This window comes from Bradyrhizobium erythrophlei (assembly GCF_042430365.1).
Lineage (GTDB): Bacteria > Pseudomonadota > Alphaproteobacteria > Rhizobiales > Xanthobacteraceae > Bradyrhizobium > Bradyrhizobium erythrophlei.
The window spans coordinates 40,780-55,371 of record NZ_JBHMET010000142.1 but is presented as its reverse complement, the minus strand read 5'-3'; the positions used below and the strand labels follow the sequence as shown (position 1 = coordinate 55,371).

The 14,592-nt window shown below is 64.8% G+C and carries 17 protein-coding genes; 8 read left to right on the top strand and 9 right to left on the bottom strand.

Going from position 1 to position 14,592, the window contains the following annotated elements; all coding sequences use genetic code 11:
* Window positions 1–128 precede the first annotated feature (128 nt).
* On the top strand, window positions 129–743 hold the full coding sequence (locus ACFFWD_RS21420; protein WP_376968471.1) for a TetR/AcrR family transcriptional regulator: 615 nt from the start codon (window positions 129–131) through the stop codon (window positions 741–743).
* Window positions 744–870: 127 nt separating this feature from the next.
* On the top strand, window positions 871–2,076 hold the full coding sequence (locus tag ACFFWD_RS21415; protein ID WP_376968470.1) for a serine hydrolase domain-containing protein: 1,206 nt from the start codon (window positions 871–873) through the stop codon (window positions 2,074–2,076).
* Between the two features lie 104 nt (window positions 2,077–2,180).
* On the opposite strand, the gene ACFFWD_RS21410 is transcribed toward ACFFWD_RS21415, so the two are convergent.
* Complete coding sequence (locus ACFFWD_RS21410) at window positions 2,181–3,554, bottom strand: PleD family two-component system response regulator (RefSeq protein ID WP_376968469.1); 1,374 nt, start codon at window positions 3,552–3,554, stop codon at window positions 2,181–2,183.
* Window positions 3,555–3,569: 15 nt separating this feature from the next.
* Complete coding sequence (locus ACFFWD_RS21405; protein WP_376968468.1) at window positions 3,570–3,935, bottom strand: response regulator; 366 nt, start codon at window positions 3,933–3,935, stop codon at window positions 3,570–3,572.
* Window positions 3,936–4,162: 227 nt separating this feature from the next.
* Here ACFFWD_RS21405 and ACFFWD_RS21400 point away from each other — a divergent pair, with 227 nt between their 5' ends.
* Window positions 4,163–4,462, top strand: a complete 300-nt coding sequence (locus ACFFWD_RS21400) for a DUF3572 domain-containing protein (protein WP_376968467.1) — start codon at window positions 4,163–4,165, stop codon at window positions 4,460–4,462.
* The gene (locus ACFFWD_RS21395) at window positions 4,441–5,757 is read left to right on the top strand and encodes a DNA polymerase IV (protein WP_376968466.1); all 1,317 of its coding nucleotides are present in this window, start codon (window positions 4,441–4,443) and stop codon (window positions 5,755–5,757) included. Before ACFFWD_RS21400 ends, ACFFWD_RS21395 begins: the two co-directional genes overlap by 22 nt.
* Window positions 5,758–5,790: 33 nt before the next feature.
* Here ACFFWD_RS21395 and ACFFWD_RS21390 read toward each other — a convergent pair whose 3' ends face one another.
* Window positions 5,791–6,192: a RidA family protein gene (locus tag ACFFWD_RS21390; RefSeq protein WP_376968465.1), complete on the bottom strand. Its 402-nt coding sequence runs from the start codon at window positions 6,190–6,192 to the stop codon at window positions 5,791–5,793.
* A 241-nt stretch (window positions 6,193–6,433) separates the two neighbouring features.
* Window positions 6,434–7,297, bottom strand: a complete 864-nt coding sequence (locus tag ACFFWD_RS21385; RefSeq protein ID WP_376968464.1) for a cell envelope integrity EipB family protein — start codon at window positions 7,295–7,297, stop codon at window positions 6,434–6,436.
* Window positions 7,298–7,556: 259 nt separating this feature from the next.
* Between ACFFWD_RS21385 and ACFFWD_RS21380 the strand changes: the two genes are divergently transcribed.
* The 4 genes from ACFFWD_RS21380 (at window position 7,557) to ACFFWD_RS21365 (ending at window position 10,598) form a co-directional block, all read left to right on the top strand.
* Complete coding sequence (locus ACFFWD_RS21380) at window positions 7,557–8,024, top strand: RidA family protein (protein ID WP_376968463.1); 468 nt, start codon at window positions 7,557–7,559, stop codon at window positions 8,022–8,024.
* Window positions 8,025–8,032: 8 nt separating this feature from the next.
* On the top strand, window positions 8,033–8,785 hold the full coding sequence (locus ACFFWD_RS21375) for a glycerophosphodiester phosphodiesterase (RefSeq protein WP_376968462.1): 753 nt from the start codon (window positions 8,033–8,035) through the stop codon (window positions 8,783–8,785).
* A gap of 101 nt (window positions 8,786–8,886) precedes the next feature.
* Window positions 8,887–10,119: a GNAT family N-acetyltransferase gene (locus ACFFWD_RS21370; protein ID WP_376968461.1), complete on the top strand. Its 1,233-nt coding sequence runs from the start codon at window positions 8,887–8,889 to the stop codon at window positions 10,117–10,119.
* 53 nt (window positions 10,120–10,172) lie between these two features.
* Window positions 10,173–10,598: an HIT family protein gene (locus ACFFWD_RS21365; protein ID WP_376968460.1), complete on the top strand. Its 426-nt coding sequence runs from the start codon at window positions 10,173–10,175 to the stop codon at window positions 10,596–10,598.
* Window positions 10,599–10,704: 106 nt separating this feature from the next.
* On the opposite strand, the gene tsaA is transcribed toward ACFFWD_RS21365, so the two are convergent.
* The 5 genes from tsaA to ACFFWD_RS21340 all read right to left on the bottom strand — a co-directional run bounded on the left by tsaA (window position 10,705) and on the right by ACFFWD_RS21340 (window position 14,583).
* Window positions 10,705–11,196, bottom strand: a complete 492-nt coding sequence (gene tsaA / locus ACFFWD_RS21360) for a tRNA (N6-threonylcarbamoyladenosine(37)-N6)-methyltransferase TrmO (RefSeq protein WP_376968459.1) — start codon at window positions 11,194–11,196, stop codon at window positions 10,705–10,707.
* A gap of 3 nt (window positions 11,197–11,199) precedes the next feature.
* Window positions 11,200–12,180, bottom strand: coding sequence for a Bug family tripartite tricarboxylate transporter substrate binding protein (locus ACFFWD_RS21355; protein WP_376968458.1), 981 nt, complete (start codon window positions 12,178–12,180; stop codon window positions 11,200–11,202).
* A 59-nt stretch (window positions 12,181–12,239) separates the two neighbouring features.
* Window positions 12,240–12,584 (bottom strand): branched-chain amino acid transport AzlD family protein, encoded by a 345-nt coding sequence (locus ACFFWD_RS21350; protein ID WP_376968457.1) that lies wholly within the window; start codon window positions 12,582–12,584, stop codon window positions 12,240–12,242.
* A complete protein-coding gene (locus tag ACFFWD_RS21345; protein WP_376968456.1) occupies window positions 12,581–13,318 on the bottom strand; it encodes an AzlC family ABC transporter permease in 738 nt (245 codons plus the stop codon). The genes ACFFWD_RS21350 and ACFFWD_RS21345 overlap by 4 nt, the downstream gene beginning before the upstream one ends.
* A gap of 332 nt (window positions 13,319–13,650) precedes the next feature.
* Window positions 13,651–14,583 (bottom strand): transglycosylase SLT domain-containing protein, encoded by a 933-nt coding sequence (locus tag ACFFWD_RS21340; protein WP_376968496.1) that lies wholly within the window; start codon window positions 14,581–14,583, stop codon window positions 13,651–13,653.
* Between the last annotated feature and the right edge of the window lie 9 nt (window positions 14,584–14,592).

Here is a 14,592-nt window from a genome sequence, read left to right as displayed (position 1 = left end):
TTGTTCTCCCGATTGGGCGCGGCACGCGCGCCGCGGCCTGCGATTCCCGTATGTTTTAGTTACACAGACCTGTGTAGTTAGTCTATACATGGGGCAAGCTGTCAAGCGAAGAGGATCACGGCCGGCGCATGGCATCCCCGCCTCCCAAACAGACCATGAAAGAGCGGATCCTCGAGACCGCCGACATGCTGTTCTATCTGCAGGGTATTCGCGCTGTCGGCGTCGACACCATCGCGGCCGAGATCGGCATCAGCAAACGCACACTCTACAATCATTACCCGTCGAAGGACGCGCTGATCGCGGCCTATCTCGAACGCCGCTTCGTGCTGCCGCGCCCGTCCGACAAGCCGCCCGCCGAGCAGATCCTCGCCACCTTCGATTCGCTGGAGCGGCGCTTCGCGAGCAAAGATTTCCGCGGCTGCCCGTTCGTGAATGCGGTGGCCGAGCTCGCGCCCGAAGACCCGTCGGTCCGCAAGATCGCGATCCGCTTCAAGGAAAGCCGTCGCGTCTGGTTTCGCGACCTGTTGGAGCGGCTGAACGTCGCCGACGCGGACGGGCTTGCAACGCAGCTTGCGCTCTTGGTCGACGGTTCGATTGCGCAGGATCTGGTCCGCAACGACCCCGCAATGGCGCGCGCTGCCCGAGAAGCCGCGCGCGTGCTGCTTGCGAATGCCGGCGTGAAAGTCGGCGAAAGCGGCGGCGCGGACAAGCCACGGGACCCGGCCAGGAAGCGTGGCCGCTGAATCCGGTTGCGTCCCGATCTCACCTTTGGTTGTTAGCGTTGACGGCGCGGCGACGTCCCCAACGGGATATTCCGCCAGGCGAGATTTCCGACCGCAACACGGCGCGCAACGCAACGACGGAGCGACCATGGAAGATCTGAAGGTGACGGCCAGCGGCTATGACTTCGCGCCGGCGCGCGCGGCCATGCAGCGTTATATCGACAACGATCTCCTGTCGGGCATCTCGTCTGCGGTCATGGTCGGCCGCGAGCTCGTCGATGTCAGCTGCGTCGGGTGGGCCGACAAGGAAGCGCAGATTCCGCTGCGGACCGATCACATCTTCCGCGTCTTCTCCAACACCAAGCTGATCACCTCCTGCGCGGCGCTGTTGCTGTTCGAGGAAGGCCGTTTTCAGCTCGACGATCCCATCGAGAAATTCATCCCGCAGCTCCGCAACCGCAAGGTCCTGCTGAAGGGCGCGACGTCGATCGATCAAACCGAGCCAGCGAGAAGCTCGATCACCATCCGTCAATTGCTGAGCCACTGCTCCGGTCTGAGCTACGGGTTCTTTGACCCCGGCACCGTCATCTTCAACGCCCTCAACGAGCGCGGGGTTCACAATCCCAATACGACCTTGGCTGACATGGTGGATGTTTTGGCCGACCTGCCACTGATCTATCACCCGGGCACGTCGTGGGAGTATTCTCTCGCCATCGACGTGGTCGCGCGGCTGGTGGAAGTCATCAGCGGCCAGACATTCGACAAGTTCATCCAGGCGCGCATCCTCGATCCGCTCGGCATGGTCGATACCGGCTTTGTCGTTCCGGAAAAGGATCACGGCCGGCTCGTCGCCTATTACGCCGGCGCCGACCTGATGGAGCCGATGAAGCCGGGCCTCACCCGCACCGACAATGCACCCTTCCCCGGCGCCTATCTGCGCCCGATCGCCAGGCTCAATGGCGGCGGTGGCCTGGTTTCGACGCTGCCCGATATGGTCGCGCTGATCCGGAGCCTGCTGCCCGGCGGACCGACGCTGCTCAAGCCGGAGACGATTGCGTTGATGATGACCAACCAGTTGCCCGACGGACAATGGATCCGCTTCGCCATGATGGGCGAGCAGCCCGGCAAGGCGCACGGACTGGCCGGCGGCCTGATCCTCAACCCTTCGCCGATCGATCATCCCGACGCCGCCGGCGAGTTTTATTGGGGCGGCGTCGCCGGCACGCAATGGTGGATTTCGCCGAAGGCCAACGTCGCCGGCGTGATGATGGCGCAGCGCCAGATGGCGTTCGTCCATCCGTTCTCGTTCGAGTTCAAGCGGATGGCCTATGACGCGGTGAAGCGCGGGCGGTAGGAAGGTTTTGTAGCCCGGATGGAGCGAAGCGCAATCCGGGGCATCGGGCCGCTTGCATGGGCTTCCCGGATTGCGCTTCGCTCCATCCGGGCTACGCGATTCGATTACGCCGCGGCCGAAACCACCCGGTTGCGGCCGTCGTGCTTGGCGCGGTAGAGCGCGGTATCGGCGCGTTTGAGCACGTCGGTGACCGGCTCGCCCTTGCGCTCCAGCGTGGTGAGCCCGATCGAGATCGTGACCTCGATCCGCTTGGCGCCCTTGTTGATGGTGAAGGTCTCGCCCGCGATCGAACGGCGCAGCCGCTCGGCGACCATGCCGGCGACGCGGAGATCGGTTTCCGGCATCACGATCACGAACTCCTCGCCGCCGTAGCGGCAGGCGAGATCGATGCCACGGATCGACTTGCGGATGCGGACGGCGAATTCGCGGAGCACGTCGTCGCCGGCGTCGTGGCCATAGGTGTCGTTGATCGATTTGAAGTAGTCGATATCGAGGATCATCAGCGCCAGCGGCTTGCCGCGCACCGAAGCCTGCTCGGCAAGCGTCGCCAGATGGCTTTCCATGTAGCGGCGGTTATTTAGCCCGGTCAGCGCGTCCGTGATCGCCATTTCGATCGAGTTCTGCACGTTGTCGCGCAGGTGGTCGGTGTAGCGGCGGCGGCGGATCTGGGTGCGGGCGCGCGCCAGCAATTCGTTCTTGTCGACGGGCCGCAGCAGATAGTCGTTGACCCCGATCTCGAGCCCGCGCATCAGCCGCGTGTTGTTGTCGGCATCGGAGATCGCAAGGATCGGCACCTGCCGCGTCCGCTCCAGCGAGCGCGCCTGGCTGCACAGCCTTAAGCCGTCGTAATTGTCGAGGCTGAGCGAGACGATCAGGAGGTCGTAATTGCCCTCGGCGGCGTGGAACAGCGCTTCCGACGGATTGGTCTCGACGTCGACCGTGTGCTCGGCCGAGAGGATCGGCGCCAGCTTCTCGTAGGATGACGGCCGGTCGTCGACCAAGAGGATGCGGCCGCCTATGCCCTTGTCGGCGATCGCACTGCGCTCGGGCGCCTGCATGCCGATCTCGAGCGAGGTGATGGCGCGCATGCGCAGTTCGTCGGTCATCATCTTCAGCCGCGTCAGCGAGCGCACCCGCGCAATCAGCACGACGTCGGACACCGGCTTGGTCAGGAAATCATCGGCACCGGCCTCGAGACCGCGCACGCGGTCGGACGGGCTGTCGAGTGCCGTGACGATCACGACGGGGATGAAATGGGTGGCCGGATTGGACTTCAGGCGGCGGCAGACCTCGAAGCCGTCCATATCGGGCATCATCACATCGAGCAGGATGATGTCGCATTCGGCGCGCGCGCAAATCTCCAGCGCCTCGGTACCGTTGGAAGCGGTCAGCACGTCGAAATATTCGGCCGACAGGCGGGCTTCCAAAAGCTTGACGTTCGCCGGGACGTCATCGACGACGAGAATACGCGCGGACATCGAAACACTACTCCCCTATCCGATAAAGCGTCGGACAGTCTCAATGAATTTGCCGACCGAGATCGGCTTGGACAAATATGCTTCACACCCGCCCTCGCGGATGCGCTCTTCATCGCCCTTCATGGCGAAGGCCGTGACCGCGACCACCGGGATCGCGCGCAAATCGGGATCGTCCTTGATCCAGCGCGTGACTTCGAGGCCGGACACCTGGGGCAATTGGATGTCCATCAGGACGAGATCGGGACGCAGCTTGCGGACGAGATCGAGCGCCTCGAAACCGTTGCTGGTTCCAGAGGTCTGATAGCCATGCGCTTCCAAGAGATCGCGAAAGAGCTTCATGTTGAGCTCGTTGTCCTCCACGATCAGGACGGTTTTGGCCATCCCGTCCCTCCCAAATCCAGGAAACGGCCCGACTTGCGGTGCATCAGGCACCGCGCTCGGGGCGCGTCAAAATGTGAATTCAAACTAGCGCCAGAATCGCTCTAACCCGTTAAACCCGAACGCCAACTTCCCCAGTGTGGTTTCCGTTGCTTGAACACGCTTGGAAGACTCGGGCATGATGGGTTCTCAATAGAGACCATAAGTTAACGGAAAGGCAAACCGGCGCGTTGAAAAAGCCTGTTCACAACCCCCGGGAAGTCGCTGAAATCGTTGCGATTCAGGCGCTGAGGTTCATTGCCGGCGACCCTGAACGACTTGGCCTTTTCCTGGCCGAGACGGGAATCGGGCCGGAGACCTTGCGCACCGCCGCATCCGACCCTCAATTTCTCGCGAGCGTGCTCGATTTCGTGATGCGCGACGACGCCACGGTGAACGCATTCGCCGCCGCCTCCGAGCTGCATCCGACCAACATCGCCGCCGCCCATCAGGTGTTGGGCGACCGGAAATGGGAGCGCGACGTGCCGTGACGACGGCAGCGCCAGGTTTCGACGGCCCCCTCGGTTTCTGCCGGGACTGTCTCGGCGATCTCAACATCAACGCGAAGCGCTGCAGCCATTGCGGCTCGCCGCGGCTGGTGCGTCACCGCACCCTGCCCGCGCTTTCGCTGGCGCATATCGACTGCGACGCGTTCTACGCAACCGTCGAGAAGCGCGACAACCCCGATATCGCCGACCGGCCAGTGATCATCGGCGGCGGCAAGCGCGGCGTCGTGTCGGCGGCCTGCTACATCGCCCGCACCTATGGCGTCCGCTCGGCGATGCCGATGTTCAAGGCGCTGGAACTCTGTCCGCACGCGACCGTGATCGGCCCCGACATGGCGAAATATGTCCGGGTCGGGCGCGAGGTGCGCCACGCCATGCAGGCGCTGACGCCGCTGGTCGAGCCGCTGTCGATCGACGAGGCCTTCCTCGATCTTGCGGGCACCCAGCGCGTGCACGGCATGATCCCGGCCAAGGTGCTGGCGAAATTCGCGCAGGACGTCGAGCGCAACATCGGCATCACAGTGTCGGTCGGGCTGTCCTGCAACAAGTTCCTCGCCAAAATCGCCTCCGACCTCGACAAGCCGCGGGGATTTGCCGCGCTCGACCAGGACGAAGCCCGCGCGATGCTCGCCGACAAGCCGGTCGGCTTCATCTACGGTGTCGGCCCTGCGACCCAGGAGAAGCTCGTGCAGCGAGGCTTCCGCACCATCGCCGACTTGCAGCGCGCCGACGAAAACGAATTGATGAAGCAGTTCGGCGGCGAAGGTCGACGGCTGTGGCGGCTGGCGCGCGGTATCGACGATCGCCGCGTGGTGGCTGATCGCGGCGCCAAGACGATCTCGAGCGAGACCACATTCGAAACCGACATCCGCGATTTCGCAACTCTGGAAAAGCTGCTCTGGAAGCTGTCGGAAAAGGTCTCGGCGCGGCTGAAGACCAGCGAACTCTCGGGCTGCACCATCACGTTGAAGCTGAAGACCGCGGACTTCCGCCAGCGCACCCGCTCGCAGTCGATCCAGACGCCGACCCAGCTTGCGGCCAAGATATTCGCGGTATCGCGCGAAATGCTGGTGAAGGAGATCGACGGCACCGCCTTCCGCCTGATGGGGACCGGCGTCAGCGCATTGCGACCGGGCGCACAGGCCAATGATTCCGACATGCTCGACCGCCGCTCGGCCCACGCCGAGCGCGCGATGGACAATCTGCGAAAGAAGTTCGGCAATGCCGCGGTGATCCGGGGCATTGCCTATGAGGGGCCGGAGAAGCCAGAACAGCCTTGATCGTCATGGCCGGGCTTGACAGCCGAACAGACGTCAATCGACCACGGCCACCGCCTCGATCTCGATCAGCCATTCCGGAGCCGCGAGTGCAGTGACGCCGACCAGCGTGCTCGCCGGCGGCTCCACGCCCTCGAAGAAGGCCGAGCGTGCCTTGCCGACGATGGGACGCAGCTCCGGCTTGTAGCCGACAACGTAGGTGGTGATCTTCACGATATCGCGGTAGCTCGCACCTGCCGCCTTCAGCGCCAGGCCGATATTCTGCATCACCTGCGTCGTCTGCGCGGCGAGATCGCCGACGCCGACCACCCGGCCCTCCTCGTCGGTGGACACCTGTCCGGCGATGTAGATCGTGCGCGCGCCCTGGGCGACGACGACATGGGAATAAGCCGGATTATGGTGCAGGCCGCTTGGGCGAAGTTGTTGGAGCTTGCTCATCTTGGTGCCTCCCTGACATGCAGTATGGGCGGGAAGCGTAGCCGGGTCCGACGTTCGAACCAAGGGTTCCGTCATTGCGAGCCAACGGGTCGCGCGAATGCGCGCCCGATGACAGGCTCCGCGAAGCAATCCATGCTTCAGCGCATGCGGGGCGATGGATTGCTTCGTCGCTTCTGCGCAAAATTGCTTTGCAATTTTGTCGCGAGCTCCTCGCAATGACGGGGACAGAGTGGCGTCACCCTCACTTGCAGGGCTTGGAATCCTTGACGTCGAACTTGCCCATCGCGCCCGAGATCACAAAATCGTTGTAATCGAGCACCAGCGCGCGGGAGACGCCGTTTTCGTAGAGTTCGAACGACATCGCATAGACCGGGGTCTGCTCGCCGTCCTTGGCCTTGGCGTCGCGGTCGTAATAGCTGACCGTCACCGGCCAGCGCGTCATCGCCTTCATCACGTCGCTCGACGTCGACGGGTCGGGTAAAGTCGGCGTGCGGTCGCCCGGGATCGGCTGACCGATCACCGACAGCGTGTTGTAGACCTTCTCGCCATTGTCCGAGCCGTCATAGACCGTCAGCTCGAGCACCGATTTGCCCTCGCGGGCGGCTGCGATGATGTGCTGGATCTGCTCGGTCGGAAACACGACCTTGCCGTCGAGCTCGAAGGTCTTCTTCACCGGCTCCTTCAGCTTGACGGTGATGTGATCGCCGACCCGCTCGGCGAGGCCATCGACCGGCGCGGCGTCGCTGTCGTTCATCCGGGTGTCGATCTTGAACCGGTAGCTCTTGCCGGCGGCATCCTCCCAGGACGACGAGCGGAGGTCGGAGAGCGTGACCTTGCCCTCGCCGCTGTCGAGCTCCGACACCTGGCGGAATTCGGACGTATAGCCTTCGCAGGCATTGCCGGTGAAATTGTAGAGGATGCGCCCGCGTGCATTGCTGATCGAGTTGCCGCCGCGCGACTTGACAAGGCTGAGCTCGTAGAGCGCCTGGTGCGCGAGAAACGGCCCGCCAGCGGCCGCGAAGGCGGGGGCGCTGGCCAATCCGGATCCTGCGGCAACGGCAATCAACACCAGGGCACGCGACGGAATCCGGTACGGCAGGACCATATTTCTTCCTCAGCCAGGGGTCGATCCAGGGGGACGATTCGGCACAATAGTGACCGCTCTATTGCGCCGCAACTGGGGCAAGTTTCACAAAAAGGTAACGGACGCGTGCGGGAATGCCGCTCTTTTCGGCCGTTTTCCGCGCGCCCTAGCCGGAATCGCCGCGCCGACGCCCTCGCTTGCAACCGGCGACACGATGCGCGAAACAAAGCCTGGCCTGAGCGCGTTTCAGGCCTGACGTAAATCCAACGGGGACACGAACATGGCGGGTACGGTCGAACAGAAGCTGGCAGCACAGGGCATCACGCTGCCCGAACCCGCCTCCCCGGTCGCGAACTATGTCGGCTTCGTCCGTACCGGTAACCTCTTGTTCGTGTCCGGCCAGATCTGCTTCAACGCCGAAGGCAAGCTGATCGCCAAGGGCAAGCTCGGCGCCGGCGTCACCATCGAGCAAGGCACCGCGGCCGCGCGCGGCTGCGCGATCAATCTGCTGGCGCAGATCAAGGCCGCGCTCGGCGATCTCGACAAGGTGGTGCGCGTGGTCCGGCTCGGCGGCTTCATCAATTCGACGCCCGACTTCCTCGATGGGCCCAAGGTCCTGAACGGCGCCTCCGACCTGATGGTCGCAGCCTTCGGCGACAAGGGCCGCCACGCCCGCACCACCGTCGGCGTCGCTTCGCTGCCCGCGGATGCGGCGGTGGAAGTCGAAGGCGTGTTCGAAGTTTCCTGATCCAAGCGATGCGCGCCCCTGATTGGCTGACCAAGCGGCCGGTCGCCCACCGCGGCCTGCACGACGCCGCACGCGGCGTGATCGAGAACATGCCGGGTGCCGCCTACGCTGCGATCGCGGGCAATTTCGCGATCGAGTGCGATATCCAGCTCACCGCCGACGGCGAGGCCATGGTGCATCACGACGATGCGCTCGGCCGGCTCACCGAGGGCTCGGGCACGCTGCTCACCAAGACCGCGGCCGAGCTGAAAGCGGTGAAATTCAAGGACACGCCGGAGCAGATGATGACGCTCGGCGATCTCTGCACGCTGGTCGCCGGCCGCGTGCCGCTGGTCGTCGAGGTGAAGAGCCATTTCGACGGCGACCGCAAGCTGGTGCGGCGGATGGCGGAGGTGCTCGCCTCCTATTCCGGCCCCGTTGTCGGCATGTCCTTCGACCCCGACCAGGTGTTGGCGCTGCGCGAGGTCATGCCCAAGCTGCCGCGCGGCATCGTCGCCCAGCGCACCTATGACGACGGCCATTGGACCAAGCTGACGCAGGCGCAGCGCGACAGCATGCTGTATTTGCGCCACGGCTTCCGCACCGAGCCGCATTTCGTCGCCTATTGGGTCAACCAGTTGCCGGCGCCGGCGCCCTGGATCGCCCGCAACGTGTTCGGCTGCCCGCTTCTGACCTGGACCGTGCGCACCGCGGAACAGCGCGAGCGCGCGGCGCGCTACGCCGACCAGATGATTTTCGAGGGGTTTGTTCCGGGAACCTGACATGCCCCTTGCAGCCTTGAAGTCGTCGCTGCGATGCACGATCTTGGGTTGGTCGCCACGCGCGATGGCTGATCGCAAGGTGGGACTGGTTTCAATTCTCGATGGCGTCTTCCGAAATCACGCTCGAAGCTGTTCCTTCCATCAGCGACATTCCCGCCGCTGAATGGGATGCGTGCGCCAACCCGCAGGTCAATCCCGGCAGCCTGGACAACCTCGACACACTGGCAGGCGATTGTCAGACGATATCAAGATCGGACTATAACCCATTCGTTTCTCACGCCTTTTTCGCTGCGGCCGAAACCTCCAATTCTGCCTGCGCGCGGACCGGCTGGGGCGCACGACACTTGGTGGCGAAGGTCGAGACGCAGATCGTCGGGGTCGTGCCCTGCTATCTGAAATCGCACTCGCAGGGCGAATACGTGTTCGACCGCGGCTGGGCCGAGGCCTATCACCGCGCCGGCGGCAGCTACTATCCGAAGCTGCAGGTCTCGGTCCCCTTCACGCCCGCGACCGGGCCGCGCCTCCTGATCCGCGGCGGCGTCGACCGCGACCGGATCGGCTCGGCGCTGGCGAGCGGCCTGCGGGCGCTCTGCAACGCGACCGAGGCCTCCTCGGTGCATGTGACGTTCGCCCGCGAAGACGAAGCAAAATTCCTCGGCGAACATGGCTTCCTGCAACGGACCGACCAGCAGTTCCACTGGCGCAATGAGGGCTACACAACCTTCGACGACTTCCTCTCCACCCTGAACTCGCGCCACCGCAAGGCGATCAAGCGCGAGCGCCGCGAGGCCGTCTCAGACGGGGTCACCATCCATTGGCTGACCGGCGCCGATATCACCGAGGACGCCTGGGACGCGTTCTTCGAGTTTTACATGGAGACCGGCTCGCGCAAATGGGGCCGGCCGTATCTGACGCGAAAATTCTTCTCGCTGATCGGCGAGAGCATGAGCCGCGACGTGTTGCTGGTCATGGCCAAGCGCAACGGGCGCTGGATCGCCGGCGCGATCAACTTCATCGGCTCGGACACGCTGTTCGGCCGCAATTGGGGCGCGATCGAGCATCACCCGTTCCTGCATTTCGAGGTGTGCTACTACCAGGCGATCGATTTCGCGATCCAGCGCGGGCTCAAGGTGGTCGAGGCCGGCGCGCAGGGCGAGCACAAGCTCGCGCGCGGCTACCTGCCGCAGACCACCTATTCGGCGCACTTCATCGCCGATCCGGCGCTGCGCCGCGCGATCGACGACTACCTCAAGCGCGAACGCGCCTATGTCGCCGAGGTCGGCCGCGAGCTCACTGACGCCGGTCCGTTCCGCAAGAGCGCCGACGAGGCTTGACCTCTCGGACGCGAGCGAGGAATGAGAGTTACAGAACTGAGGGAGCCGACGTCATGCCCGCCGCCTACGACAAGAACAACATCTTCGCAAAGATCCTGCGCGGCGAGCTGCCTTGCCACAAGGTCTATGAGGACGAGCACGTCTTCGCCTTCCTCGACATCATGCCGCGCTCGCCCGGCCACACGCTGGTGATTCCAAAGGCCCCTGCCCGCAACATCCTCGACATCAAGCCCGACGATTACGCCCATGTCGCGCGCGGCGCCCACAAGATCGCTGCCGCTGCGATGAAGGCTTTTGAAGCCGACGGCATCACCGTGCAGCAGTTCAACGAGCACGCCGGCGGACAGGTCGTGTTCCACCTCCACATGCACGTGATGCCGCGCTTCGACGGAGTCATGCTGCTGCCGCCGGCCAGCCGCAAGGAAGACGGCAGAGTGCTGGAGGAGAATGCGGCAAAGCTGATGGCGGCGCTGCGGTAGGCGCATCACCTCGTAGCCCGGATGGAGCGAAGCGTAATCCGGGACTTGTGCCGCATGCGAGACCGGCCCCGGATTTCGCTTCGCTCCATCCGGGCTACTCTCAGTCTCACTCCGTCTCGAAATCCCCCGGCTGGGGCGCGGCGAGCGGGGTGAACTCGCAGCGGTCGGGCTTGACGTCGAGCAGCGGCGTCTCGTCGAGGCAGTCGAGGCCGCGCACCAGGATCACGTTGCCCTCGACGCCGACCAGCTTCACGATCGCGGTCCCGATCGGATTGGGCCGCACCGGCGAGCGCAGCGAGAAGGTGCCGCGGGTGTTGCCGTTGTTCTTCGGGCTTTGCAGCACGATGTCGCGGCGCGACTGGTGCAGCCAGTACAGCACTTCGAGATTTGAGTAGAAGTCCACACCCTTGATCGCGGCGACCCAGGGCTCGAAGATCTCGAGCCGGCACACCGGCCCGTCATGCCGTCCCTGCCGTGGCGTCGCCAGCCGCGAGGTCCAGGGCGTGCGGATGCGACCGATGAAAACGAGACCGGCGTCGCGCGCCGCCGGCATGTCGACGGCGACCTCGCCCTCGCGCAGTTCCATTTCACGTACCATGTGTCAGTCCAACGATATGTTCAGCGCCTTGATCACGTCGGCCCATCGCGCGCGATCGGCCGCAACGAATGTGTCGATCTCGGCCAGGCTCTTCGGACGCAGCGGCGGAAAGCCGATCCTCTCCAGCGAAGCGCGAAACGCCTGGTCGTTCAAGCCCCGGTCGAGGCTCGCCTTGATCTTGTCGGCGACGTCGTCGGGCACTCTCGACGGCGCTGCGATACCATACCAGACGCTGACCGCATAATCGGGATAACCGCTCTCGGCGATCGTCGGCAGGTCGGGCAGATCGGGGATGCGCTGCGCCGAGCTGACGCCGAGCGCGCGTAGCAGGCCCGACCTGACCGGCGGCAGCGCGGTGCCGAGCGTGTCGAACATCAGCTGGATATTGCCGGACAGCAAATCGCCGAGCGCGGGACCTGCGCCCTTGTAGGGCACATGGACCAGATCGACGCCGGCCATCTGCCTGAACATTTCGCCCGCGAGATGGGTGGTGCCGCCGGTGCCGGCCGATCCGAAATTCAGCTTGCCGGGATTGTTGCGGGCGTAGGCCACGAACTCGGCGATGGTCTTGGCCGGCACCGATGGGTGCACCTCCATGATCACGGGCGCATCGGTGATCAGCGCCAGCATCCGGAAATCCTTCGCCGGTTCGTAGGGCAACTTCTTGTAGAGCTGCGGATTAAGCACGAAGATCGAGGCCGCCGTCACGAACAGCGTGTAGCCGTCGGGTTCGGACCGCGCGACCGCCTCGGCGCCGATCGCGCCCTGCGCGCCGGCCTTGTTCTCGACGATGACCGGCTGCTTGAGGTCACGCCCGAGATATTCACCGACGAGCCGGCCGAGCACGTCGGTCGGGCCGCCGGCGGCATAGGGCACGACCAGCTTGATCGGGCGCGTCGGATAGTCGGCGGCGCGCGCTTGCGGCCCGACGGCCAGCATCGCGACAAGACCGACAATGAAAGCCGATAGCGCCCGCCAGTTCATGCCGTTTCCCCATTCTTGTTCTTGGAGAGCGAGAGTAGCGGATTAGACGGCGACCGCAATCAGCCGAGCCAGTATTTGCCCGCGATCATGACTATTTCGCCCGCGATCACCCCAGCGAAGATCGACTTCCTCGACAGCACGAAGACCGCAAAGCCCGCGACGACGGCGCCGTAGCGCAGCCAGTCCGGTACACTCGCGAGCGCCCCCGGCGGCTGCACCACGATCTGTGCGATGACGCCGGCGAGGATCGCGGTCGCGACCGCCCTCACCCAGACCAGGAGCTCGGAGCCCTCGTCGATGCCGCCGCCGAACCACAGGCCGAGCATGCGCCATATCTGATTGGGGATAACGCCTGCGACGAACAGGATGACGAGCGCGTGCCAATCGCCGATGAAGGTGCTCATGCAGCCGCCCTCACCCTGTGCACGCCGTAGGCGATGGTGCCGGCGACAACACCGCTGACCAGGATATCGACGCCGCTGTTCAGCATGGCCGCCACCGGGAACAGCAGCAGCCCGAGCACCAGCGCGATAACGTCGGCGAGCTCCCGGCAGTTGCGCGCGGTCGAGAGCAGGAAGGCCAGCGGCGTCAGCATCAGGATGCCCGCCGCCAGCAATTGCGAAAGGTTGGCAGCAAGCGTGTAGCCGATCGTATTGGCGACCAGGCACACCGACACCAACCCGCAGCCAAGCCCGTGGATGAAGGCGATCCGCCTATCGCGCGGCACATGCGGCAGGAAGCGGAAGCACTCGACCCACAGCGTTACGGCCGTCAAATGCGCCACCAGGATCAGTTGCCGCCGCTTGGTGGTCTCGGTGCGCATCATCGGCAGCACCGACACCACCATCGGAAACAACCTGATCGCGCTGACCGTGACCGCGATCGCCGATTGCAGGATGGTGGCGCCGGAGCCGAGCGTCGTGATCACGATGATCTGCGCCGGCCCGGCCCAGACGAACACGGTGCTCGCGAGCGTCCAGCCGAGCGAGAAGCCGGAATCATGCGCCAGCGCGCCGATGCCGAGATAGGTCGCAAAGAGCACCATCGTCAGCACGGTTGAGCCGACCGACCGCGCGCCCCACAGGAAGGCGCGGAAGGACGTCTGCCATTGCGGAGAATCGAGCGGAGGAAGCGCCACGGGATGCCGGGGTGAGTTTGAACGCTGGCGGCTTAGGGCGCGCGGAACGCAGGGTCAAGCAAGGTGGCGCACAGGACGGGTATGCGCCTTGGTAGCCCCATCGTCATTGCGAGCGAAGCGAAGCAATCCATTCCTCCGCTCGCGTGGGCAGATGGATTGCTTCGTCGCTTCAGCGCAAAATTGCTTTGCAATTTTGTCGCGAGCTCCTCGCAATGACGCGGAGATAATTGGTAGCCCGGATGGAGCGAAGCGCAATCCGGGGCAGCTCTCACCAGTTGCAAGAGTGGCCCCGGATTTCGCTTCGCTTCATCCGGGCTACGGGATCTACGAAGTCACACCCTGTTCTTCAGCACAAAGCACGCCCCACCCGCCTTGCGGATGCGGTTGCAGAGACCATCGGCCTCGGGGCGCGTGTCGGCGCCGATGCGCACCTGATAGAAGGTCGCGCTGCCGCGGCTGCGCAGCCGCGAGGACAGCAGGCTCGGATCCTGGTCGCCGATCACGGCCGAGAGGCGCTTGATGGCGCGGGCATACATTGCGAGCGCCTTGTCGCGGCTGAAGCCGGCGGCGAGCTGCACGCCCCAGAGCTTGGCCGCCGAGAGCGTGATGTGCTGCTCGAGCTGGGTGACGAACGGATTGGGCGCGCGCTTCAACAGCGCCATCAGCTCGCGGCAGCTCGAGGTCGGCGTGCGCGCAAGGCTCTTGCCGGTGCGGCCGGCGGCGGCCCAGTCGTCGACGCTCGAGCCGGTGATCGCAAACACGTACGCGCGGGTCTCCTGCGGCATGGTGCCGGTGCCGGCAAGCCACTCCTGGATCCGGCGCGGCCCGGCATTATAGGCCGCGGCGGCGAGGCCCAGATTGCCGAACTGGCTGCGCAGCTCGCTCAAGAACTCGGCCGATTTCGGCAGCGCCTGCACCGGATTGAAGGGATCGAGCAGCCCGCGCTCGCTGGCGGTATAGGGCATGAACTGCGCAATCCCCTGCGCGCGCTGGCCGCTGCGGGTGACGGGCCCGACCGCGTCGGCCTGGAAGCGGCTTTCCTGCCAGATCACGCGGGCAAAGAATTCGAGCGGCAGGTCGTTGGCCCGCGCCGCCGACTCGATCATCAGGCACATCGCCTCGCGGGTATCGCTCTCGCGGGCGCTGTCGGCGGGTTTCTCCTGTGATATCCAGAGCTCCTCGACGCTCGGACGGGCGATCCCGGTCCCCGCCGACGGCGCCTCCGCCGCGCCGACGCCTGATAGCGACGACAGCATCGCAAGCATGCCCAATCC